This window comes from Streptomyces sp. NRRL F-2664 (assembly GCF_000719345.1).
Taxonomy (GTDB): Bacteria; Actinomycetota; Actinomycetes; order Streptomycetales; family Streptomycetaceae; genus Streptomyces.
In genome coordinates, this window is record NZ_JOFX01000045.1 from 1 (window position 1) to 22,190 (window position 22,190).

16 protein-coding genes are annotated in these 22,190 nt (G+C 74.3%); 8 read left to right on the forward strand and 8 right to left on the reverse strand.

The genetic code is table 11. The annotated features are described in order from the left end of the window. Window positions 1-466 precede the first annotated feature (466 nt). Complete coding sequence (locus IF89_RS0129615; protein ID WP_030774641.1) at window positions 467-916, forward strand: PTS sugar transporter subunit IIA; 450 nt, start codon at window positions 467-469, stop codon at window positions 914-916. Window positions 917-997: 81 nt separating this feature from the next. Continuing rightward, window positions 998-2,668, forward strand: a complete 1,671-nt coding sequence (gene ptsP / locus IF89_RS0129620; RefSeq protein WP_030774643.1) for a phosphoenolpyruvate--protein phosphotransferase — start codon at window positions 998-1,000, stop codon at window positions 2,666-2,668. A 75-nt stretch (window positions 2,669-2,743) separates the two neighbouring features. Here ptsP and IF89_RS0129625 read toward each other — a convergent pair whose 3' ends face one another. Further along, window positions 2,744-3,676, reverse strand: a complete 933-nt coding sequence (locus IF89_RS0129625; RefSeq protein WP_030774645.1) for a hypothetical protein — start codon at window positions 3,674-3,676, stop codon at window positions 2,744-2,746. 64 nt (window positions 3,677-3,740) lie between these two features. Further along, window positions 3,741-5,732, reverse strand: coding sequence for an acetoacetate--CoA ligase (locus IF89_RS0129630; protein WP_030774646.1), 1,992 nt, complete (start codon window positions 5,730-5,732; stop codon window positions 3,741-3,743). 308 nt (window positions 5,733-6,040) lie between these two features. Here IF89_RS0129630 and IF89_RS0129635 point away from each other — a divergent pair, with 308 nt between their 5' ends. Beyond that, window positions 6,041-8,620, forward strand: a complete 2,580-nt coding sequence (locus IF89_RS0129635; RefSeq protein ID WP_030774648.1) for a glycoside hydrolase family 31 protein — start codon at window positions 6,041-6,043, stop codon at window positions 8,618-8,620. 129 nt (window positions 8,621-8,749) lie between these two features. Here the strand turns inward: IF89_RS0129635 and IF89_RS0129640 are convergent, their stop codons facing one another. Beyond that, window positions 8,750-9,259: an NUDIX domain-containing protein gene (locus IF89_RS0129640; RefSeq protein WP_030774650.1), complete on the reverse strand. Its 510-nt coding sequence runs from the start codon at window positions 9,257-9,259 to the stop codon at window positions 8,750-8,752. Window positions 9,260-9,282: 23 nt separating this feature from the next. Here IF89_RS0129640 and IF89_RS0129645 point away from each other — a divergent pair, with 23 nt between their 5' ends. The 4 genes from IF89_RS0129645 to IF89_RS0129660 all read left to right on the forward strand — a co-directional run bounded on the left by IF89_RS0129645 (window position 9,283) and on the right by IF89_RS0129660 (window position 12,043). Continuing rightward, window positions 9,283-9,975: a M15 family metallopeptidase gene (locus tag IF89_RS0129645; RefSeq protein WP_051807814.1), complete on the forward strand. Its 693-nt coding sequence runs from the start codon at window positions 9,283-9,285 to the stop codon at window positions 9,973-9,975. A gap of 13 nt (window positions 9,976-9,988) precedes the next feature. Continuing rightward, on the forward strand, window positions 9,989-10,327 hold the full coding sequence (locus IF89_RS0129650) for a DUF962 domain-containing protein (RefSeq protein WP_030774654.1): 339 nt from the start codon (window positions 9,989-9,991) through the stop codon (window positions 10,325-10,327). Between the two features lie 70 nt (window positions 10,328-10,397). Beyond that, window positions 10,398-10,856: a Zn-ribbon domain-containing OB-fold protein gene (locus tag IF89_RS0129655; RefSeq protein WP_030774656.1), complete on the forward strand. Its 459-nt coding sequence runs from the start codon at window positions 10,398-10,400 to the stop codon at window positions 10,854-10,856. Further along, window positions 10,853-12,043, forward strand: coding sequence for a lipid-transfer protein (locus tag IF89_RS0129660; RefSeq protein ID WP_030774657.1), 1,191 nt, complete (start codon window positions 10,853-10,855; stop codon window positions 12,041-12,043). Before IF89_RS0129655 ends, IF89_RS0129660 begins: the two co-directional genes overlap by 4 nt. A gap of 167 nt (window positions 12,044-12,210) precedes the next feature. On the opposite strand, the gene IF89_RS0129665 is transcribed toward IF89_RS0129660, so the two are convergent. Genes IF89_RS0129665 through IF89_RS0129680 form a run of 4 tightly spaced genes read right to left on the reverse strand, consistent with a single transcriptional unit; the run spans window position 12,211 to window position 16,528 of the window. Next, complete coding sequence (locus IF89_RS0129665) at window positions 12,211-12,837, reverse strand: ATP/GTP-binding protein (RefSeq protein WP_030774659.1); 627 nt, start codon at window positions 12,835-12,837, stop codon at window positions 12,211-12,213. Then, the gene (locus tag IF89_RS0129670; RefSeq protein ID WP_030774661.1) at window positions 12,818-13,219 is read right to left on the reverse strand and encodes a DUF742 domain-containing protein; all 402 of its coding nucleotides are present in this window, start codon (window positions 13,217-13,219) and stop codon (window positions 12,818-12,820) included. Before IF89_RS0129670 ends, IF89_RS0129665 begins: the two co-directional genes overlap by 20 nt. Before the next feature lie 55 nt (window positions 13,220-13,274). Beyond that, window positions 13,275-13,712 (reverse strand): roadblock/LC7 domain-containing protein, encoded by a 438-nt coding sequence (locus IF89_RS0129675; RefSeq protein WP_030774663.1) that lies wholly within the window; start codon window positions 13,710-13,712, stop codon window positions 13,275-13,277. Continuing rightward, window positions 13,709-16,528 carry a nitrate- and nitrite sensing domain-containing protein gene (locus IF89_RS0129680; protein WP_030774668.1) on the reverse strand — a complete coding sequence of 940 codons (2,820 nt, stop codon included), beginning with the start codon at window positions 16,526-16,528 and terminating at the stop codon, window positions 13,709-13,711. The genes IF89_RS0129675 and IF89_RS0129680 overlap by 4 nt, the downstream gene beginning before the upstream one ends. A gap of 385 nt (window positions 16,529-16,913) precedes the next feature. Between IF89_RS0129680 and IF89_RS0129685 the strand changes: the two genes are divergently transcribed. Next, window positions 16,914-17,348 (forward strand): hypothetical protein, encoded by a 435-nt coding sequence (locus tag IF89_RS0129685; protein WP_030774670.1) that lies wholly within the window; start codon window positions 16,914-16,916, stop codon window positions 17,346-17,348. Window positions 17,349-17,494: 146 nt separating this feature from the next. On the opposite strand, the gene IF89_RS0129690 is transcribed toward IF89_RS0129685, so the two are convergent. Beyond that, on the reverse strand, window positions 17,495-22,189 hold the full coding sequence (locus IF89_RS0129690; protein WP_030774672.1) for a hypothetical protein: 4,695 nt from the start codon (window positions 22,187-22,189) through the stop codon (window positions 17,495-17,497). Between the last annotated feature and the right edge of the window lies 1 nt (window position 22,190).

Genomic DNA, 22,190 nt, shown 5'->3' on the forward strand with positions numbered 1-22,190 from the left:
CTGTCCTGCGTTTCCGACTCTATCAGACTCTTTCGGGCCCGATTTCCTCGGTGCTTTCCAGGTTCTCGCTTTCGCGATTCCCTTTCCGGCGATTCCGACCCTACCAGCCAAATTCCTTCTCCCCGACCACTCGCCGCATTCCCGAATGGGCATACGAAGGAGGCTGGAGATCGAGAGGTGAGCTGATGGGAGGGTTCCCGTCCATCTGCCGTTCGTGAGATGTTCACGCGGGGCGTCCTGGCGGGAGTCACGACAGTACAGCCCCGGGGGTGCCCAAGCAAATCGATTCAGGCGTATGGTCTAGTCCACCGGTCTAGTCCACTAGTCTCCGTGCTGAAGGACCCCGTCCGGATCAGTACCTACATCGGACGAACCCGAACATACAGTGACTTATCCTTCTGACGAGTACGCCGTTCGCAACAGGCTGTGACGGCGACACAAGAGCCCCACCCCTGGGAGGCCCCTCATGACCAGCGTGACGTCCCCTCTTGCCGGGCGCGCCATCGGACTCGCGGCTGTGCCGGATCCGGTGTTCTCCGGCGCGATGGTGGGACCGGGCACTGCCATCGATCCCGTGCGCGAGCCCTCGGAGGCGGTCTCCCCCGTCGACGGTGTGGTCGTCTCCCTGCACCCGCACGCGTACGTCGTCGTCGACGGCGAGGGGCACGGTGTACTCACGCACCTCGGCATCGACACGGTCCAGCTCAACGGCGAGGGCTTCGAGCTGCTCGTGAACAAGGGCGACACCGTGACCCGCGGCCAGGCGGTCATCCGCTGGAACCCCGCTGCCGTCGAGGCCCTCGGCAAGTCACCGATCTGCCCCGTCGTGGCGCTGGAGGCGACGGCCGAATCGCTGTCCGGCCTCGTCGAGTCCGGCGACGTCAAGGCCGACGACCTTCTCTTCAGCTGGCAGTGAGCCGTCCGCCCCGTACGGGCGTGACGGACGGACATCCATCGCGGCGAGGCCGGGCCCGCCGCTCAATCGGAGACGGGTGAAATGGAGACAACGCTGCGAGGCGTCGGCGTGAGCCACGGGGTGGCGATCGGCGAGGTGCGGCACATGGGCACGGCGGTCCTCGAACCGCCGGCCAGGCAGATCACCGCCGACGAGGCGGCGCGCGAACAGGGGCGCGCCCGCCAGGCCGTGAGTGCCGTGGCGGCCGACCTGATCGCGCGTGGCCAGCTGGCCGGTGGCGAGGCCCAGCACGTGCTGGAGGCCCAGGCGATGATCGCCGAGGACCCCGAGCTGATGGCGGATGTCGACCGCCGGATCGCGGTGGGCAGCACCGCCGAGCGCGGGGTGTACGACGCCTTCGCCGCCTACCGCGACCTCCTCGCGGGCGCCGGCGAGTACATGGCGGGCCGGGTGGCCGACCTGGACGACGTACGCAATCGGATCGTGGCCCGGCTGCTCGGTGTGCCGATGCCGGGTGTCCCCGACAGCGACGAGCCGTACGTATTGATCGCGCGGGACCTGGCCCCCGCCGACACGGCCCTGCTCGACCCCGCTCTCGTCCTCGGTTTCGTGACCGAGGAGGGCGGGCCGACCAGCCACAGTGCGATCCTCGCCCGTGCACTGGGCGTACCGGCGATCGTGGCTCTGCCCGGCGCATGCGAGATCGCCGAAGGGACGATGATCGCGGTGGACGGCAGCACGGGTGACCTCTTCGTCGACCCGTCGGCGGAGAAGCGGGCCGGACTGGAGGCCGCGGCCGCCGAGCGGAAGGCGGCGCTGGCGGCCTCGTCCGGTCCGGGTGCGACCTCCGACGGGCACAAGGTGCCGCTGCTGGCCAACGTCGGCGGTCCCGCGGACGTGCCGGCGGCGGTCGAGGCCGGGGCCGAGGGCGTGGGCCTGTTCCGTACGGAGTTCCTGTTCCTGGACGACAGCAAGAAGGCTCCGTCCGAGGAGAAGCAGGTCGAGTCGTACCGCAAGGTGCTCGAAGCCTTCCCGGAGGGGCGGGTCGTCGTGCGGGTCCTGGACGCGGGCGCCGACAAGCCGCTGGACTTCCTCACCCCGGCGGACGAGCCGAACCCGGCGCTGGGCGTGCGGGGCCTGCGCTCCTTGCTGGACCACCCCGAGGTGCTGCGCACGCAGCTCACCGCGCTGGCGAAGGCCGCCGAGGGCCTGCCGGTGCACCTGGAGGTCATGGCCCCGATGGTCGCCGACCGCGCCGACGCGAGGGCTTTCGCCGACGCCTGCCGCGCGGCCGGCCTGCAGGCCAAGTTCGGCGCGATGGTGGAGATCCCCTCCGCCGCGCTCCGGGCGCGCTCGATCCTGCAGGAGGTCGAGTTCCTGTCGCTGGGCACGAATGACCTGGCGCAGTACGCCTTCGCAGCCGACCGGCAGGTCGGGGCCGTCTCCCGGCTCCAGGATCCGTGGCAGCCCGCCCTGCTCGACCTGATCGCCCTGTCCGCCGAGGCGGCGAAGGCGGAGGGCAAGAGCTGCGGCGTCTGTGGCGAGGCGGCCGCCGACCCGCTGCTCGCCTGTGTGCTGACCGGCCTGGGTGTCACCTCCCTGTCGATGGGTGCCGCCTCGATCCCCTATGTCCGGGCGACTCTCGCGAAGCACACGCTGGCGCAGTGCGAGCGTGCCGCGGCGGCGGCGCGGGCGGCGGACAGTGCCGAGGAGGCGCGCGTGGCCGCCCAGGCGGTGCTCTCCGGCGAGTAGCCGGACAGCCGGCGACCGGACGCTGCGTCGTGCGGACCGTGGGGCTCCCGCCGGTGGCGGGGGCCCCACGGTCTTTCAGTGGTGCGGGCCGGGAGTGTCGACGTCGTAGCCGGGGCAGTACTCGACGCCCGGTTCGGGGGCGACGAGGTCTCCGGTGTCGGCGTCGGTGCAGTACGCGTTGAAAACGGCGGCCGCCGACAGCGCCGTGAGGCGGCCGCGGTCCAGGCGCCAACCGTGCACCCGGTCGCGATGGCCCTCGGTGGTGCTGCGCACGACCAGTCCCCCGGGTCCTCCGAGGGCGAGGCCCGCGGCGAGGACCGTCACGAAGTCGAGGCTCTCTCGGCCGTCGACGCGCGGCGGGGCCGGGTCGTCCGGGTCACCGGTGGTGTCGGCGTGGAGGACCGCTACGAGCTGCTCGTCCTCGGTCGGGACGCTGCAGACGAAGTGGTGGTGGCCGGGGCCGGCGCCGGCGACGAGCCGTTTCACGGCGTCGGTGGCGCGGTCGAAGGAGGCGTGGCCGATGTCCTCGCCGCAGTCGGCGCAGCGGCCCACGCCGGCGAGGACGGCGGTGGCGTACTCCCAGGTGGCCTGGCGGACGGCCTCGTCGACGAGGAGCGGGACCAGCTCGTCCATGGGCTGGCCGGTGTACGGCAGGGCGGTCCCGCTGCCGGCGAGCTCGGCGGTGAAGCGCGTGCGGGTCTGCGCCGTGTCCGGATCCAGGCCGTTCTCCCCGCAGTACTCGGCGTACTCGTCGGGATCGAAGAGGGCGACGGTGGTGTGCAGGCCCCGGGCCGCGAAGGAGCGGAGCAGGCCGTCGACGTGGTGGAGGTAGTCGGCATAGTCGGCGTGCTGGTCGAACCCGAAGCTGCGGTATCCGCACATGGCCGCGAAGTCCCCGGCGTCGGCCAGGAGGCCGACGGTGCCGGGGACCTCGCGGCGCAGTGCGCGGCGCCGGCGGGTGCTGCGGGTGCGGTGGGCACCGGTGGTTCGGTCGTCGTTGCGTGGCATGGCTGGCTCCCCCTGAGTGCGATCACTTGCTCACTCAGAGTAACCATCGCCACTGACAGTGACCTCAGTCGTTGCCGTGTGTACGCGTGCGGGCCAGGTCCTCGTAGAAGCCGAGGAGCTCGATGTTGTCGACGGACCCCGCGTTGACCGCCTTGGCCAGCGGCGTGCCCTGGAGCAGCCGCTTGACCGGGACCTCGATGCGCTTGCCCGTGAGGGTGTGCGGGATGCCCGGTACCTCGATGACCTCGTCGGGGACGTGGCGCGGGGAGAGTTCCTCGCGGATCGTGGCCTTGATCCGCGCGCGCAGGTCGTCGTCCAGGGCGGCGCCGGGGGCGAGGTGGACGAAGAGCGGCATCCAGTAGCCGCCGTTCGGCTCCTCCAGGCCGATGACGAGGGATTCCTTGATCTCGGGGAGTCGCTCGACGGCCTCGTAGATGTCGGCGGAGCCCATCCGGACGCCCTGGCGGTTCAGCGTGGAGTCGGAACGGCCGTGGATGACGACCGATCCGTGGTCCGTGATCGTGATCCAGTCCCCGTGCCGCCAGACGCCCGGGAACATCTCGAAGTAGCTGTCGCGGTAGCGGCTGCCGTCCGGGTCGTTCCAGAAGTGGATCGGCATGGACGGCATGGGGTTGGTGACGACGAGCTCCCCCACCTCGCCGGTCAGCGGCTTGCCGGACGGGTCCCAGGACTGGAGGTCCGTGCCGAGGCAGGCCGCCTGGAGTTCGCCGATGTGCACGGGGAGCGTGGGGACGGCGCCCGCGAAGCAGCTGCAGACGTCGGTACCGCCGCTGACGGAGGCGATCCACAGATCCTCGGCCACCTCGTCGTGGAGCCAGCGGAAGCCGTCGGGCGGGAGCGGGGAGCCGGTGGTGGCCACGCACTTCACGGCGGAGAGGTCGAAGTCCCGGGAGGGGTGGACCCCGGCCTTGCGGCAGGCCATGACGTAGGCGGCGGAGGTGCCGTAGAGCGTGGCGCCGGTCCGCTCGGCGATGCGCCACTGGGCTCCGGTGTCGGGGTGGCCGGGACTGCCGTCGTAGAGGACGACGGTGGTGCCGGTGAGCAGGCCGGAGACGAGGAAGTTCCACATCATCCAGCCGGTGGAGGTGTACCAGAAGAACCGGTCCTCCGGGCCGAGGTCGCAGTGCAGGCCGAGCTGCTTGAGGTGTTCGAGGAGGATGCCGCCCTGGGACTGGACGATGGCCTTGGGCAGACCGGTCGTACCGGAGGAGTAGAGCACCCAGAGGGGGTGGTCGAAGGGCACCGGCTCGAAGACGGGCTCGGTGTCGGCCGCCGTGAGCGCCGACCAGTCGAGGGCGCCCTCGGGTGCCGGCGTCCCGAGGAGCGGGATGTGGACGACGGCGCGCAGGGAGGGGAGCTCCGCGCGGAGCTCGGCGACGGCGTCGCGCCGGTCGTGCTCCTTGCCGCCGTAGCGGTATCCGTCGACGGTGAACAGGACGACGGGCTCGACCTGCTGGAAGCGGTCGAGGACGCTGCGGGCGCCGAAGTCGGGAGCGCAGGAGGTCCACACGCCGCCGACCGCGGCGGTGGCGAGCAGGGCCACGGCCGCCTGGGGGATGTTGGGGAGGTAGCCGCTGACGCGGTCGCCGGGGCGTACGCCGAGGGCGCGCAGCTCGGCGGCGAGGGAGCCGACCTGGCGGCGGAGTGCGGCCCAGGTGACGGGGACGGGCTCGTGGGTCTCGTCGACGTACAGCAGGGCGGGCTCGGCGGCGCGGGCCGGGTCCTCGGCGGCGCGCAGCGCGTGCTCGGCGTAGTTGAGGGTGGCGCCGGTGAACCACTGGGCCCCGGGCATGGAGCGGTCGGCGAGGACGGACTCGTACGGGGTGGTGAAGCGGACGTCGAACCATTCGGCGACGGCCTGCCAGAAGGTGTCCAGCTCATCGACGGACCAGCGGTGCAGGGCCGGGTAGCCGCCCTCGGCCGGGGCTCCGAAGCGCGTGGCGGCCCAGGCCTGGAAGGCGGTGATCCGGGCCGCGGAGATCCGGTCGGGGCCCGGCGCCCAGAGGGGTTCCGGCTGGGTGGCTGACGTCGTCATGGATCGGCTCCCGGTCAAGTCTGCGGCTCGCGCTTCGTGTGCGTACGGTGCCGTCGCGCGGGGGTGCGCGCGCCGGCTCACAGGGACGATGCCATGTGATTGACGGCTGCACCAGGGTCGACCTGGCCGGTCGGGTGAGCGGCGGCGGGCGGCGGGTCCGGGGCGGGCGGACGCGGTCGGCGGGCGGGCGGCGCGGGCGAACCGCACGGGGTCGGGGCCGCCCGGGGCGCGTCCCCGGCAGCACCCCGCGGGTGAACGGCAGTTGAACGCCGTCCCTGGGGGCGGGGGCCGGTGGCAGGGTGATCGACATGGACGGTCGTGATCTGGTGCGTGCGGTGATGGACATCGGTACGGAGCGCGGTCGGCGTGCCTGGCTGTCGGCGTGGCGCCGGCGGCGCGCGGACGCGCTGGGGCTCCCGCGCCGGGGTGGGGAGCGGGCGCGGGTGCCGGGTCTGCTGGTCGGTACGGAGCCCCGGCCGGGCGGGGGCGTGCTGCGGTTCGCGCGCTCGGAGCTGGTGGTGCGGGTGATGACGGGCGGGGTGGTGTTCTGGGCGTGGGACGGGGCCGGGGCGGCCCCGTCCTACGCGGTCGTGGGCAGCGGGCCCGCGCCGGACCTGCGGGCCGTGCTGGAACCGGACACCGGCGGCGGCTGGCGGGTGGTGTCGGAGCGGGTGACGGTGGCGGTGTCCCGGCACGGGATGGTGGAGGTGCGCACCCCGGGGGGCGCGGTACTGCGGCGGGAGGCACCGCCGCGGTGGTGGGACCCGGTTCCCCCGGCCGGGGACGGGACCGGCGGGCGGCCGGGCGCGGGCGGCCGGGGGCCGGGCTCGGGCGGTCCGGGGGCGGTCGGCGCCGGTGCGGGTGCCGGGGCGGCCGCCGCGCCCTTCGGCCTGAGCCTGGGCCTGGGCCTGGGCCTGGACGGTACGGTCACCGGCCCGGGCGCGGAGCGCGCCGCCGACCCGGCGGAGGTGGACGCGGAGGTGGACGCGGCGGACGTTCGCGAAGCCGGCGCCGGCGGAGGGCGGTGGGTGCTCCGGAGCGAGGTACCGGCGGACGCGCGGTTCTTCGGACTGGGCGGGCGGGCCGCCGGGCCGCGGCTGCGCGACGGCGTGTACCGGCTGTGGAACACCGACCCCAAGGGGAGTTTCGGACCGGGCACCGATCCGCTGTACGTGACCATGCCGGTGCAGATGGTCGTGGCGGATGCCGGGACGCATCTGGTGTTCCACGACAACTGCTGGGACGGCCGGGTGGTGCTGCGCGAGGGTGAGGAGGGCGGGGGCTCGGGGCAGGACCGGCCCGGAGCGTGCGAGCTGCGCATGGAGGGCGGGCCGGTGCGGTGCTGGGTGCTGGTGGGGACACCGGCCCGGGTGCTGCGGGCCTGGTCCGGGTTGACGGGCCCGACCGCTGTGCCGCCGGAGTGGGCGCTGGGGTACCAGCACGCGCGGTGGGGGTTCGGCAGCGCGGCCGAGGTCCGCCGGGTGGTCGCCGGGTACGCGTCGCGCGGGCTCGCGCTGTCGGCCGTACATCTGGACATCGACCACTACGACGGGCACCGGGTGTTCACGGTGGACGAGGAGCGGTTCCCTGATCTGCCGGGGCTGGCCGGGGAATTGCGGGAGCAGGGGGTGCGGCTGGTCTCGATCGTGGATCCCGCGGTCAGGGCGGGGGACGCGTTGCACGCCGCGGGGCAGGCCGTGGGGTCGGCCGGCGCCTTCGTACGGGACGCGCGCGGCCAGGAGGTGCGCGGGGAGGTCTGGCCGGGCGAGTGCGTCTATCCGGACTTCACGGACCCGGCGGTGCGGCAGTGGTGGGGCGGGCTCTACCGGGAGCGGCTCGGGCAGGGCTTCGCCGGCTTCTGGCACGACATGAACGAGCCGGTGTCCTTCACGGCGTTCGGGGACAACACGCTGCCGCGGTCGGCACGGCACGCGATGGACGGGGCGGGCGGTGACCACCGGGAGGGGCACAACGTGTACGCGCTGGGGATGGCGCGAGCGGGGTGGGAGGGACTCGTCCGGCTGCGGCCGCAGGAGCGGCCGTTCCTCTTCTCCCGGTCGGGCTGGGCGGGCATGCAGCGCTACGGGGGCACCTGGTCGGGTGATGTGGAGAGCAGCTGGGAGGGGCTGCGGGCCTCGTTGGCCCTGGTCCTGGGGCTGGGGTTGTGCGGGGTGCCGTACTCGGGGCCGGACGTGGGCGGGTTCGGCGGTTCGCCCTCACCGGAGCTGTACGTGCGTTGGCTGCAACTCGGCGCCTACCTGCCGCTGTTCCGTACGCACTCGGCGCTCTGGGCCGGGCGGCGGGAGCCCTGGGAGTTCGGGCCGGAGGCCGAGGAGCAGGCCCGGACGGTGCTGGCGGAACGGGAGCGGCTGCGGCCGTACTTCGTGACGCTGGCGCACATGGCCCAGCTGACGGGGGCTCCGTACGTGCGGCCGGTGTGGTGGGGGGCGCCGGAGGACCGGCGGCTGCGGGACTGCGAGGACTCCTTCCTGCTGGGCGACGCACTGCTGGTGGCGCCGGTGCTGGAGTGCGGGGCGGACCGGCGGGCGGTGCGGCTGCCACGGGGCCGGTGGTACGACACCGCGACCGGGGTGGCGTACGAGGGGCCGGGCCAGATCCTGCTGGACGCCCCGCAGGGCCGTATCCCGGTGCTGGCGCGGGCGGGCGCGGTGCTGCCGGTGCGGTCCGCGGGGGACGGCTCGGTGGAGCTGGAGGCCTGGGCACCGGCCCGCGGCCGCACGGGCGGCGGGGTGGTGGTCCGGGACCCGGGACCGGGGTTCGGGGCGGGCCGGGTCGAGCGGTACACCTCACGGTGGGCCGGGAATGCGGTCGTGGTGGAGGACGAGGCGGGGGCGCCGGTGGAGGGCGTGGTGGTGCGGGGGGTGTAGTGGAACGGTGCGGGCGGCTGCGGCTTCAGGAACGGGGCTCCGTCCCGGACCCCCCGGCGCAAACGCCGGCGAGGCGGAGAGTGGTGGCCGACAAGGCCCCGCGCCTTCACCGTCGACCGGGGCGGTGGATCAGGCGTAGCGGCCCGCGAACCAGGATGCCGCCGCTCGGGAGTGGAGGGGGAAGGCGAGTTCCGTGGGGGTGTGCAGGAGGTGCCAGCCCGTGGTTTCGTCCGTCGGCTTCGAGGCGGGAAGGGTGGCGGCGGGGCGGGGCGGGAGGAGGCCGAAGAGGAGGAGGTGGCCGGCCGGGGCGCTGAGGGCGTCGGCCAGGGTGACGTCCGCGGCGGAAGCGGTGATGCCGGTCTCCTCGCGCAGCTCGCGGACGACGGCGTCGCGCCAGTCCTCGCCGAAGTCGATGAAGCCGCCGGGGAGGGCGATGCCGCCGCGGGCCGGTTCTGTCGTGCGGGTGATGACGACGAGGCCGGTGCCGTCCGCGTCCTCGACGGGGAGGAGGGTGACGGCCACGGGGAGGGGGTTGCGGTAGGCGGTGGCTCCGCAGGACGGGCAGGTGCGGGGCCAGGTGGTCGTACCGTACGGCGCTCCGCAGGTGGAGCAGTGCGAGTCCCTCAGGTGTGGCGGCATGCGGTGATGGTATGCCAAGGGGTATGCGCATGACGGTCGTTGCGGGTCTGGTCGGACTCGGGGTGCTGATGGGCGGGGCGTCGGCGCCGCCGGGGTTCGCGGCGCTCCGGGAGGTGGATCCGAGCATCCGGCAGGACATGCGGTACGCGGGCGGGCACAACTTCACGGGCGCGGTGGTCGACGGGTACGAGGAGCCGGAGTGCCTGCTGGCCCGACCGGCGGCCGAGGCGCTGCGGCGGGCCCAGCGGGTGCTGCTGCGGCAGGGCTACGTGCTGCGGGTGTACGACTGCTACCGGCCACAGCGGGCGGTCGACCGGTTCGTGCGGTGGGCGCGGGTGCAGGACGGCCCGGACGACATGGCGCGGAAGGCGGAGTTCTATCCGCGGGTGGAGCGCGGCCGGCTGATCGCCGAGGGCTACATCGCGGAGCGGTCCGGGCACAGCCGCGGCAGCACGGTCGACGTGACGCTGGAGGGGCTCTCCGGCGGGGAGGTCGACATGGGGACCGCGTTCGACTTCTTCGACCCGCTGTCGCACACGGACGATCCACGGGTGGCGGGCGCGGCACGTGCCCACCGGCAGCTGCTGAAGCGGGTGCTGGGCGAGCAGGGGTTCGTGAACCTTCCCGAGGAGTGGTGGCACTTCACCCACAGGCCCGAGGCGTACCCGGACACGTACTTCGACTTCCCTGTCGCTGTCGCCGAGGTCCGCCCGTGAGTACCGTGCCCGCATGACTTTCAGCTCGTACGAGGAATTCTGGCCGTACTACGTCGCGATGCACTCCCGGGCCGCCACCCGCTGGGTCCATCTCGCCGGCACGCTCACCGGACTGGCGCTGACCGCGTACGGGGTGGCGCGCGGCCGGGCGCGCTACCTGGCCGCCCTCCCCCTCATCGGGTACGGGACCGCCTGGCCGGCGCACTTCCTGATCGAGGGGAACAATCCGGCCACCTTCGGGCACCCGGCGTGGTCGCTGCGCGGCGACGCGCAGATGATCCGGATGATGCTGGCCGGGCGGGACGCGGAGCTGGACGAGATCGCGCGGAAGTGGCTCGCCGAGAACGGGTGACCGGGGCGGGCCGGGCGTGGCAGACTCCTGATTTCTGACCCTGCGTCAGACATGGCTTCCGGGAGGGGTCTTGGCACGCACACGCACGCCCGTCGTGAGCGGGTGGTTCACCGAGGACGCGCCCGACGGCGGCGGCTTCCGGCTGCTGGGCACCCGGTGCTCGGCCTGCACCGCGGTGTTCTTTCCCCGCGAGGACGCCTACTGCCGCAACCCGCACTGCCCCGGGGGCGGTGACCTCGCCGAGGTCCCGCTGTCCGCCCGGGGCCGGGTCTGGTCCTACACCGACGGGCGCTACCGGCCGCCGGCGCCGTACGTCAGCGACCCGGCCGGGCCCTGGGAGCCGTACACCCTGGTCGCGGTCGAGCTCGAGGCGGAGGGGATGGTGGTGCTGGGGCAGGCGGCGCCCGGGGTCACGGTGGCCGATCTGGCGGTGGGCATGGAGGTCGAGGTGGTGGCCGGGGTCCTGAACGAGGACGCCGGGACCACGTGGACCACGTGGTGGTTCACGCCGGTGGGAGGGGCCGCGTGAGCGCGGAGGTGGCCGTCCTCGGAGCCGGCATGCACCCCTGGGGGAAATGGGGCCGCAGTTTCGTCGAGTACGGGCGGAGCGCGGCGAGGGCGGCGCTGGCGGACGCCGGCCTGGACTGGACGGACGTGGGGTCGGTCGTCGGCGCCGACACCGTGCGCTCCGGGTACCCCGGCTACGTGGCCGGTGCCACCTTCGCCCGGGCCCTGGGCTGGCAGGGTGCCCGGGTGACCAGCGTGTACGCGGCGTGCGCGTCGGGGGCCCAGGCGATCGGGACGGCCCGCGCGCAGATCCTGGCGGGGTTGGCGGACGTGGTGCTCGTGGTCGGCGCGGACGCGGCGCCCAAGGGGTTCTTCGCACCGGCGGGCGGTGACCGGCCGGACGATCCGGACTGGCTGCGCTTCCGGGTGCTGGGCGCGACCAACCCCGCCTACTTCGCCCTCTACGCCCGCCGCCGGATGGCGCTCCACGGGGACACCCTGGAGGACTTCGCCCGGGTCAAGGTGAAGAACGCGGCGGCCGGACGGCTCAATCCGTACGCCCGCTACCGCGAGGCCGTCACCGCCGACGACGTCGCCGCCTCGGCGGTGGTCGCCGATCCGCTCCGGCTGCTGGACATCTGCGCCACCTCCGACGGCGGTGCGGCGCTGGTGCTCACCAGCATGGGCTTCGCCCGCTCGCGCGGGGTGGCCGACCCGGTGCGGATCCGGGCCGTGTCGACGGTGACGCCCACCTATCCGCGCACGGTGCTGGACCTGCCGGACATCGCCACCGACGCGACGACGGCCCTGGGGCCGGCGGCCGGGTCCTTCCGCTCGTCGATCGCGCGCGCCGCGTACGAGGAGGCGGGGCTCGGGCCGGAGGACCTCTCGCTCGCCGAGGTGTACGACCTGTCCACCGCGCTGGAGTTGGAGTGGTACGAGGACATCGGGCTGTGCGCCGAGGGCGAGGGGGCGAAACTGGTCCGGGAGGGGGCCACGGCCCTGGGCGGGCGGATTCCCGTCAACCCCAGCGGCGGTCTCGCCTCGTTCGGGGAGGCCGTGCCGGCCCAGGCCATCGCCCAGGTGTGCGAGCTGACGTGGCAGTTGCGCGGTACGGCCGGGGAGCGGCAGGTGCCCGGGGCACGGGCGGGGATCACCGCGAACCAGGGCCTGTTCGGCCACGGGTCGGCGGTCGTCGTCGTCCACTGACAACCCGTGTCGTCATGGCGCTTGACGGCTCCTGGCCGCAGGTTCACACTCGCTCCACGGTCCGTGCCGCATCCGGGCCCGGAAACCCCCCGTGAGAGCTGCGGCCCGTACCCCAGTCGGCGGGGGTACGGGCCGCGCCCGTGCCGTCGTCGCGCGGACCGGCCGGTTCAGGCTCCCGCGGACAGGCTCCGGCGGCGTTCGCGGGCCATGGACATGGCGTGTTCCACGACCCCCACCAGCACGTCCTTGACGGACTCCCGGTCCCGGGCGTCGCACAGCAGCACGGGGACGCCGGGGTCGAGGTCGAGTGCCGTGCGCACGGTCACCACGGGGTGGCGGTCGGCACCGTCGAAGCAGTTCACGGCGACGACGAACGGGATTGCGCGCCGCTCGAAGTAGTCGATGGCCGCGAAGCAGTCGGCGAGGCGGCGGGTGTCCGCGAGGACGACCGCGCCGAGGGAGCCCTGGGCGAGCTCGTCCCACAGGAACCAGAAGCGGTCCTGTCCGGGTGTGCCGAACAGGTACAGCACCAGGTCCTCGCGGAGCGTGATGCGCCCGAAGTCCATGGCCACGGTCGTGGTGCTCTTGCCCTCCACTCCCCCGGTGTCGTCGACGCCGACGCCGGGCTCGGAGAGTCGTTCCTCGGTCCGGAGCGGTCTGATCTCGCTGACCGCGCTGACCAGGGTGGTCTTGCCCACCCCGAAGCCGCCGGCGACCAGGATCTTCAAGGTCAGCGGCTCGACCGGCGACACCGCGTGCATGGCACCGGTGCGGCTAAAGCGCCCGAAGGCCATCGATCACCTCACGCAGAATGGATTCATCGGGCAGTTCTGCCGGGGGTACCGGCCTGGTCACGTGGACCAGTTCCTGATCGACGAGGTCGCCGATCAGGACGCGTACGACCCCGACCGCGAGGTCGAGGTCGGCCGCGAGTTCGGCGACCGACTGGGGCCGCTCCCGGCACAGCCCGAGGATGTGGGCGTGTTCCGGGGAGAGGGTCATGTCCCAGACCGGATCGTCCGCGGCCGGTTCGGCGACGACGAGGGCGATCAGGTCGAGGCGGTGCTGGCCCGCGTGGCTGGTCCGGCCGCGGGTCATGGCGTAGGGGCGTACGACGGGGCCCGCGTCGTCGTCGAACCAGTGCGCGTGGTCCTGGTCGGACGGGTCCGCGGACATGCCGGCGGGGGCGTCGGCGAGATGTTCCTGGCCTGGGTCGCTCATGCCTTCCGACTCACCCTCCGGCTGGCAGCCCGGTGCGTGGCGCGGTCGCCAGGTGGTCCCCCACCCGCTTGACCATCAGCGTCATCTCGTACGCGACCTGCCCGACGTCGGAGTCGGCGTCGGCCAGGACGGCGAGGCAGCTGCCGTCGCCCGCGGCCATGACGAAGAGGAACGCCTCGTCGAGCTCGACCACGGTCTGGCGGACCCGACCGGATTCGAAGTGCCGGCCGACGCCCTTGGCCAGGCTGTGGAAACCGGACGCGACCGCCGCGAGGTGTTCGCTGTCCTCGCGGGTCAGGTCCCTGGAGCTGCCCGTGGGCAGGCCGTCGCCGGAGAGGACCACCGCCTTGCGGATGGACCCGACCCGGTCGACGAGCTCGTCGAGGAGCCAGTTGAGCGGGCCGGAGCCGCGGCCCCTGCTGTCGTTGCCGGTCTGCGGTGCGGTCATCGACCGTCCCCTTCGTTCTCGTTCGCCGGACCGCCGGCGGGGGATGTGCCCGCCTCGGTCTCGGACTGCTGCTGTGCGTGCCGGTTGCGGCCCGCCGTCCAGCCACGCTGGAGGGCGGACATGCGCGTGCGTACGTCCTCCGCGTCGCGGTCTGCCACCTGGTCGGGGGCGGCTTCGGCGGACGTGGACGGCGCGGACTTCTTGAGCTGCGGCGCCAGGCTGGCCTGGCGGATGCGGCGGGGCAGCCCGCCGGTGTCAGGGGCGACGGCGGTGTCCGTATCGTCGGATCCGGCGCCGGGGGCGTGCTGCGGGACCACCGACACCGGGCGGGGGTCCACCCGGCGGCCGTGCTCGGCGACCAGGGTCGGGGTGGGGCGGCGGCGCGGCAGCGGTACCGCTCCCCCGGAGCGGGGACCGTCGGAACGGGGGGCGTCCAGGCGCTGCGTGTCCAGCCGGACCGGCCCGGTGGGGGCGAGCGGCTCGCGTTCCCGGCCGCGGTCCGCGGTGCGGGAGCCGGGACGGGAACCGTTGCGCTCGGCATGGCGGTCGGCGTGCGGCCGGTCCGCCGGGCGCAGGCCGAGCAGGGCGCTGCGCGGGGTGCCGTTGGGCGGGGTCTCGTCGTCGAGCGTCGCCATGGCCGGGCGGCCGCCGGCTCCGGGGCGGCCCGCGACGGGCGCCGGGTCCTCGCCGAGGACGGCGGGGTCGTCCAGCGCGTCCAGCCCGCGGCCGCCGAGCGGGGCTTCCAGCTCGACCGGGCCGCGCAGCTCGCCGGTGGGCAGGGGGCGGCCGGCGGTGGCGCGCTCCACGGCGGAGGTCACGGGGCGCTCGGAGTGGGTCCGGCCGATCTGGCCGGCCTTCGCGGCCCGGCCGGACCCGGCAGCCCGGGGGCCGTCCAGCCGTACGCCGCTGCCGCTCGTCTCGGGGGCGTCGGTGAGCAGGGCGGACGGGAGGAAGACCACCGCGGTGGTGCCGCCGTACGGGCTGGGCTGGAGGACGACCTTGACGTTGTGGCGCTGCGCGAGGCGGCTGACGACGAACAGGCCGAGCCGGTCGGTGTCGGAGAGTTCGAATTCGGGGGTCTCGGCGAGCCGCAGGTTCGCGTCGAGCAGTGCCTCCGGGGTCATCCCGAGGCCGCGGTCGTGGATCTCCAGGGTGAAGCCGTTGGCCACGCGCTCGCCGTGCACCTGGACCGCGGTGTGCGGCGGCGAGAACACGGTGGCGTTCTCCAGGAGTTCGGCGATCAGGTGGGTGACGTCGGCGACGGCCGGGCCGACGATCCCGAGGCGGGTGAGGCGGCGTACCTCTATGCGCTCGTAGTCCTCGACCTCGGCGACGGCTGCCCGTACGACGTCCATGAGCTGGACGGGCTTGCGCCACTGGCGGGAGGGGGCGGCTCCGGAGAGGATCACCAGGCCCTCGGCGTGGCGGCGCATGCGGGTGGTCATGTGGTCGAGGCGGAAGAGGTCGGCGAGCTCCTCGGTGTCCTCGGTGCGGCGTTCCATGGTGTCGAGGAGGGTGAGCTGGCGGTGCAGCAGCACCTGGTTGCGCCGGGCGAGGTTGACGAAGACCTCGGAGACGCCGCGGCGCAGGTCGGCCTGCTTGACGGCGGCCTCGACGGCGGCGCGCTGGAGGGTGTTGAGGGCCTGGCCGACCTGGCCGACCTCGTCCTTCTCGTATTCGAGGTGGGGTGCCTCGGTCTCGACGTCCACGTGCTCGCCGGCGGCGAGGCGCCGCATGACACTCGGCAGTCGGACGCCGGAGGCCTCGTGGGCCTCCTTGCGCAGCCGCGACAGGTCGCGGACCAGGTCGCGGCCGATGCGCACGGAGAGGATGAGGGACACGACGAGGGCGAGGAAGCCGAGGATGCCGGCGACGGCGGCCTGGATCATGACGTCGGTGGCGACGGGCTCGATGCGCCGCTGGTAGCGGTCGCCGGCGTCGGTGTTCATGCTCGCCAGGTCGTCGAGGACCTTGGAGGAGGCCTCGTCCCACTGCGCGGCGGTGAGGTTGCGGGGCTTGTTGACGGCGCCGCCGGCGATGAAGCGCTCCTCGGCGTCGCGCAGGGGGTGGGTCTGGGGGTCCTTCCAGAACTGCTCGAAGCGTTCCCGGTCGTCGGCGGGGAGGGTGACGAGGTTGAACTCGTAGAGCAGCGTGCGGTTGGCGGCGAAGTCGGAGACGCGGCGGACGTCGCCGGCGGTGATGTTGCGCGCGGCGAGGGCCGAGGCGATCACGGCGTCCTCTCGGGAGAGGAGCTCGCGGGCGCGGCTGATGCCGACGAGGGCCCGGCCCTCCTTGTCGACCTCGACGTTGTCGAGGCCATGGAGGTTCATGAGGAAGTCGTAGCAGGGGTCGACCAGCCGGTTGTACAGCTCCAGGGCCTGGCCGGGGTCGACGGCGTTCTGGTCGACGGAGCGGCGCATGGCGCCGATGCCGTGGAAGGCGGAGACGATCGAGCGCAGGCGCTGGGCGCTCGCCGGGCTGAGCTCGTCGATCACCTTGGGGTCGCGGGCACTGACGCTGATCTTCTCGACGGCCTCGTCGGTCTCGGCGCGGCGCTTGGCGAGCTCGGCGGTGGCGGTGGCGGCCCGGGGGTCTCCGAGGACCACGAGGGTCTGGCGGCGCTCCTTCTGGATGACGCGGGCGACGTCCTCGATGGGGTAGCCGACCTTGTCGATGACGTAGGCCACGTCGAAGAGCTGGAGGGCCTGGCGGCCCGTGATGACGGTGGCGAAGCCCCAGAGGGCGGTCAGGGAGACGAGCGGCACAAGGAGCAACGCCACGATCTTCCGGCGGATGGACTTCCCGCGAAAGCGCATGGCCTCCCCAGCCTCCCCCAGGTCAACCCCGTTGCCGGGGGTCGGTGTTCCGTCATTTAAACGGCGTGAGCCTACTACTGCTGGGGAGTAGGTTCGAAGGCGTGTCCGGACGTTTTCGGCCTGACTCCTGGGCGAAGATCAGCAGTTGTCCGACACATCCGGTCAAGTGCAGCCCGATATGTGGCAGATGACACTCGGTGGGGTGCCGATTCCCGCACCTGGATGGATGGCTGGAATTATCCGTTCCGCGATCTTCGAAGCCGGTGGAAGGCTTCCGGCATTCGGGAATCTCCGGGCGCCGTCGGACGTCTGTCTGTACGAGGGGCACGTCGGGGTAGACGTGTGGGGACAGGCAGGACGGACCGCGGTGGGGAGTGAGCGGACCATGAGCAGTGACGAGGGCGGCGGCGCCGGTGCGGCGCGGCGCGGCCTGTGGGTGGAGGAGCCGGCGCGCCGGCGCCGGATGCCGGATCCGGTGCGGGTGTCGGCGGTGCGGTCGGTGCTGGTCGTGGCCGTGACGCTGACCCAGGCGACGATCGCGTTCTTCCTGAGCCTGACCGGCTCCTGGCTGGCCTTCCCGATGGTGCTGGGCGCGGTCGCCGCGACGGTCCTGGCCACCTGGGCCGTGCTGGACGTGTGGATCACCCGGCAGGCGTGGAACCAGCGGTACGGGGTGGTGTCGGAGCCGAGCAGTACGGCACGGCTGCGCCGCCGTGAGGCCCGCCGGGCGGAGCGGGCCGCGCGGGCGGCGCGCAAGCTCGCCGGACCGCGCCGAATAGCCCGCGAGGACGGGCCCCTCGCGGGCTTCGGCCGCCACTGAAGGACGCCCGGGCGCCGGGCGGGCGGGGCGCCCGTACGCGCGGTCGCCCGACGCGCCGTCGCCGGACCTCCGGCAACCGCCCGGGCACCGGTGGTGAGTGGTGCCCGGGCGGTGCCGGGAGCGGCGCCGCGGCCGGTACCGGGACGTCAGGCGGTCGATGCGCCGCTGCGGCGGAACATCCGCGTGGCGGTGATCTCGCCGTGGATGGTCTCCCCCTCCGGGGACTGCTGCGGCAGGCCCGGGCGGAGGTGCTCCTCGACACTGATGTACTTCAGGCCCGCCCGCAGGTCCGCGTCGTTGCGCAGGCGGATCACCAGCGGGAACTCCGCCAGGGCGGTCGTGTCGAACAGCCCGGTGGTGTACAGCAGCTGCACACCGAGCGCGTCGGACACGGCCCGCTGGAGCTCCAGCAGGTAGGTGGCGTTCGCACGGCCGATCGGGTTGTCCAGGAACAGCGTGCCGGCGTGCCGGTGCTTGTCGCGCCCGCGGTCGTTGCTGCGCAGGGCCGCCATCGTGCAGTACAGCGCGATCGCGGCGGTGAGCAGCTGGCCGCCGGAGAACACGTCGCCCATCTGTCCCACCGGCACCCGCTCGGCGCGCAGCACCGCGTCCGGCTTGAGGATCTCCACCGAGATGCCCTTGGGCTCCAGAGCCGCCTGGACGCCCCGCAGCAGCAGGGACATGCCGTCGCGGCGGCCCTCCCCGAAGGCCGCGGCGCCGTTCTTCCTCACCGCCGTGCGCGTGGCCTCGTCGATGACCTCGCCGAGCCGCTCGGTGAGGGTGGCCGTGTCGGGCTCCTCGAAGCGGATCCGCAGGAACTCCTGCCCGGACCATTCGCCGAGGCCCTCGGGGAGCTGCGAGAGGCGCTGCGCGGAACGGAGCGTGGCCAGCGCGGACTCGACCAGGCCGCGCAGCCGGTCGACGATGCTGTCGCGGTTGCGCTCCAGCTGTGCCAGCTCGTCGGTCAGGACGCGCAGCCGGGGGGCGAAGGCCGCGGCCCAGGCCGCCGCGTGCTCGGGCAGGGCGGCGGCGGGCAGTTCGCGGATCTGCTGGCGCGCGGGAGTGCGTACCTGCTCGTAGCGGGTGGCGTTGGCGTGCCGGACCAGGATGTCGCTCGCCTCGCGGACCGCGGACTCCGCCGCCGACAGGTCGGCGGCGCAGCCGCGCAGGGAGCGGCGGGCCTCGGTGGCCGACTGGCGTGCCTCCTCCAGGGTGCCGGGGTGCGCCACCGGCTCCTGCTCGTCGTCCTGGTGCGCGTGGTCGCGCAGCAGGTCCCGCAGGAGCGCCGCGGTCTCGTCGAAGCCGCCGGCGCCGTCCTCGGCGGTGCGGTGGGCGCGCAGCAGGTCCGCATGGGCCGCGCGGGCACCCTCCACGGCCGCGGTGTGCGCCGCGAGCTGGGCGGTTGCGGTGCGCAGCAGGGCCTGTGCCTGGTCGACGTCCGCGGGGATCAGCTCCTCGGGCAGGTCGGTGTGCGCGTCGCCCTCGGCGGGGGCGTGCCGTTCCGCCTCGCCGCGCAGCCGGCCGAGCTGCTCGCTGGCGGCCGAAGCGCGGGTCTCCAGCATCTGCACGAGGGATTCTGCGCGGGCCGCCGCGGCCTGCCGGGACGGCCCGTCGGCGCCGTCGGTGCCCTCCAGGAGCTGGGCGGCGCGGATGCGGACCTTGTTGGTGAGGCGGTCCAGTTCGGCGAGGGCGGCGCTCTCGTCGCTCTCGGCGCGGGCCTGTTCGGCGCGCAGGTCGGCGCCGACGCCGACCTTCTCGTAGAGCCGGGACGCCGCCCGGTAGGCCTCGCGGAGGTCGGGGAGGGGTACGCGCGGGCCGTCGTCGCCGTCCGGCAGCTGGTCGGGGGCGCCGGCGATCTCAGCGCGCTCGGCACGCAGGGCGCGGGCGGTGCGGCGGGCGTCGTCGGCGGCGCGCTGGGCAGCGCGGCGATCCTCGTCGGCGGCGCGCGCCCGCTCCAGGCAGGCCTCGGCGCGGGCCTCGGACTCGGCGGCCTCGTCGGCGAGTTCACGGACGCGTGCCTGCCAGCCGGCGCGCTCGCGCAGACGGAAGGCGAGGCCAGCGAGGGCGTCTGCGGCGCGGCGGGCGCGCTGGGCGGCGTCCTGGCGCTCCTCGCGGACGCGGGCCGCGTCGGCGGCCGCCTCGTCGGCCTCGGCGCGTACGGTACGGGCCTCCGCCAGCTCGGCGTCGGTCTCCTCGGCGAACATCCGGGCCGCTGCGGCCTGCTCCGCCAGCTCGGTGAGCCGGCCGGGCGGGCAGCCGGTGCGCCAGGAGGCGAGCCGGGCGGCGAGCTCGCGGTCGCCCGCCAGGCGGGCGGCGAGCTCGCGGATCTCGGCGTCGCGCGCGCCGGCGCGGCTGCGCAGGGCCTGGCGCTCCTCGTCCGCGGCGTGCTCGTCGTGCATGGCCGGGTTCGGCGGCACGAGGAAGACGGCGGCGTCCTCGTCCCCGGGGCCGGCCGGGGGAACGGGTGCCAGCAGGGCTGCGGCCGTGCCGACGGCGACGGTGGACCGGGGCAGCAGCGCCGCGCCGGAGAGGACCTCACGGGCCCGGCTGTGGGTGTCGGGGTCGGTGATGACGACGCCGTCGACGAGTTCGGGGCGGGCGGCGAGGACGGCGGCGTGGTCCGCGGGGTCCACGGCCTGGGCGAGGTAGCGCCAGCCGGGGAGCGCGGGGATGCCGTGTTCACCGAGGTACTCCACGGTGGCCAGGACGTCCGGGCCGGGGGGCAGCAGGCCGCCGTCGCCGAGCGCGCCCAGGATGCGGGCGTCGTCGGCGGCCGCGGTGCGCAGGTCGAACAGCTGGCGTTCGGCGGAGGCGACGCCGTCGGCGAGCAGGTCGCGCAGCTCGTCGGCGCCCCGGTCGAGGTCCTCGACGGTGAGTCGGCCGACGGCGGTGGCGACGGCGGTGCGGGCGGCGCCCTGCGCCTCGCCGTGGGGTCCGCCGGTGGAGCCGTCGCCGGTGCGGGGCGCGGGGACCGCCACGTCGGCGGTGTCTGCCGCGGCGGGGAGTCCGAGGAGTTCGGCGAGGCGCGGGGCTGCGGCGAGCGAGGCCGCGGCGCGGTGCTCGGCGTCGTGGGCGGCCTCGGCGGCCTCGGCGGCGTCCGCGGCGCGGGCGGCGGTCAGCTCGGCCCGGGATTCGGCGACGGCGGCCTCACGGGCTGCTTCGGCGGCGGCCCGGGCGGCCTCCCGGGACTCCTCCCAGGCGGCCACGGCCGCCTTCTCGGCGTCGGCGGCGGCAAGGGCGGCGCGGGCCGGGTCGGCGTCGGGGGCGGAGTCGTCGAGCCAGCCGGCCCGGACGGCCTCGGCGGTCTCCTGCTCGACCTCGCTGAGCCGGGCCCTGAGATGTTCGGCCTCACTGCGGGCGCGCTGCGCGGCCGTGGCGGCGGCGGTGGCGTCGCGGTGGGAGTCCTCGCCGGTGGCCTGCAGGGCGGCGGAGCGCTCCTCCTCCTCGTTGGCGAGGCGTTCGCCCTCCTCGGCGGCGGAGTGCAGGGCGCGTACGAGCTCGCCGGCCGCGGTGGCGCGGGCGGCCAGGGCGGGGGCGGCGTCGCGCTCGGCCTCGCGGATCGCGGCGGCGACGCGGGCGGAGCGGTCGGCGGCGGCGCGGTGGCGCAGTACGGTCTCGGCGGCCTGCCAGGCCGAGTGCAGGGTGCGGGCTTCGAGGAGTTCGCGGCGCTGCGCGGCGGCGGCCTTGTCGGCGACGGTCAGGGCCAGGGAGGCGTGCCGGTAGGCGAGTTCGGCGGAGACGGCCGCGCTGCGGGTGCGGGCGGCCTCGGCGGCGGTGACGTCGTGGGCGGCGGCGGTGACGCGCTGGGCGAGGTCTGCGGCCCGGCCGCGCTCCTCGGCGGCGCGGGCGGAGAGCCGGCGGGCGAGGGTGCGCGTGCGGCGTTCGGCGCCGGCGTGGACGTCGCGCAGCCGGGAGCGGGTGGCGGCGGCTTCGACGATCTTGGTGAGGAGGTCCACCGAGCCGGCGGTGAAGTCGCGTTCGGCCATGAGTTCGGCGCGGCGGCCGAGCTTGTTGCCGAAGCCGTGGACGAGGTCGGCGAGGCCGTCGGTGTCGCGGGTGTCGGTGACGGCGCGCAGCAGCAGGTCGGTGAAGTCGGAGTCCTTCTTCACCGCGAAGAGGCCGGCCGCCTCGCCCTCGTCGGCGTTCATCTCGCGCTGGTAGCGGAAGAGTTCGGGGTCGAGGCCCAGCTCGGTGAGGTGCTCGTTCCAGCGGTCGTGGATCTCCTCGAAGCAGACTTCGAGGTGGGGGTACGCCTTGCCCGCCTCGGTCAGCGCGTCGCGGAAGCCCTTCATGGTGCGGCGGCGGCCCTGCGCGCCGGAGACACCCTCGACGGGCGGGCGCACGGCGGTGGACTCGGCCACCGGCAGGCTGTCGAGGCTCATGCCGGGGCCGGGGCGGAAGGAGTACCAGGCCTCGGCGAACTTGCGCGGGTCGTTGGAGACCTGGCGGCCGCGCCATTCGCTGACCTTGCCGACGACCACGCATGCGCCGGTCTGCGTGTGCTGCCACTCCAGGGCCACGTGGCCGCAGTCGTCGGCGAGCAGGAACTTGCGCAGGACGCCGGAGCTGGCGCCGCCGAGCGTGTTGCGGTGGCCGGGGAGCATCACCGAGAAGATCAGCTTGAGGAGGACGGACTTGCCGCCGCCGTTCTCCAGGAAGAGGACACCGGCGGGCGCTGGCCGGCGCGGCGGCCCTGTCGGCTCCTCCTCGAAGAACTCCGCCTGGGCCGGCGCCGGGTGGGGCACCGGCTCGCCGACTCCGCGCAGGTCGAGCACGGTGTCGGCGTAGCGCGCGCCGGCGGGCCCGATGGAGTAGAGGCGGATCCGGGACAGCTCGTACATG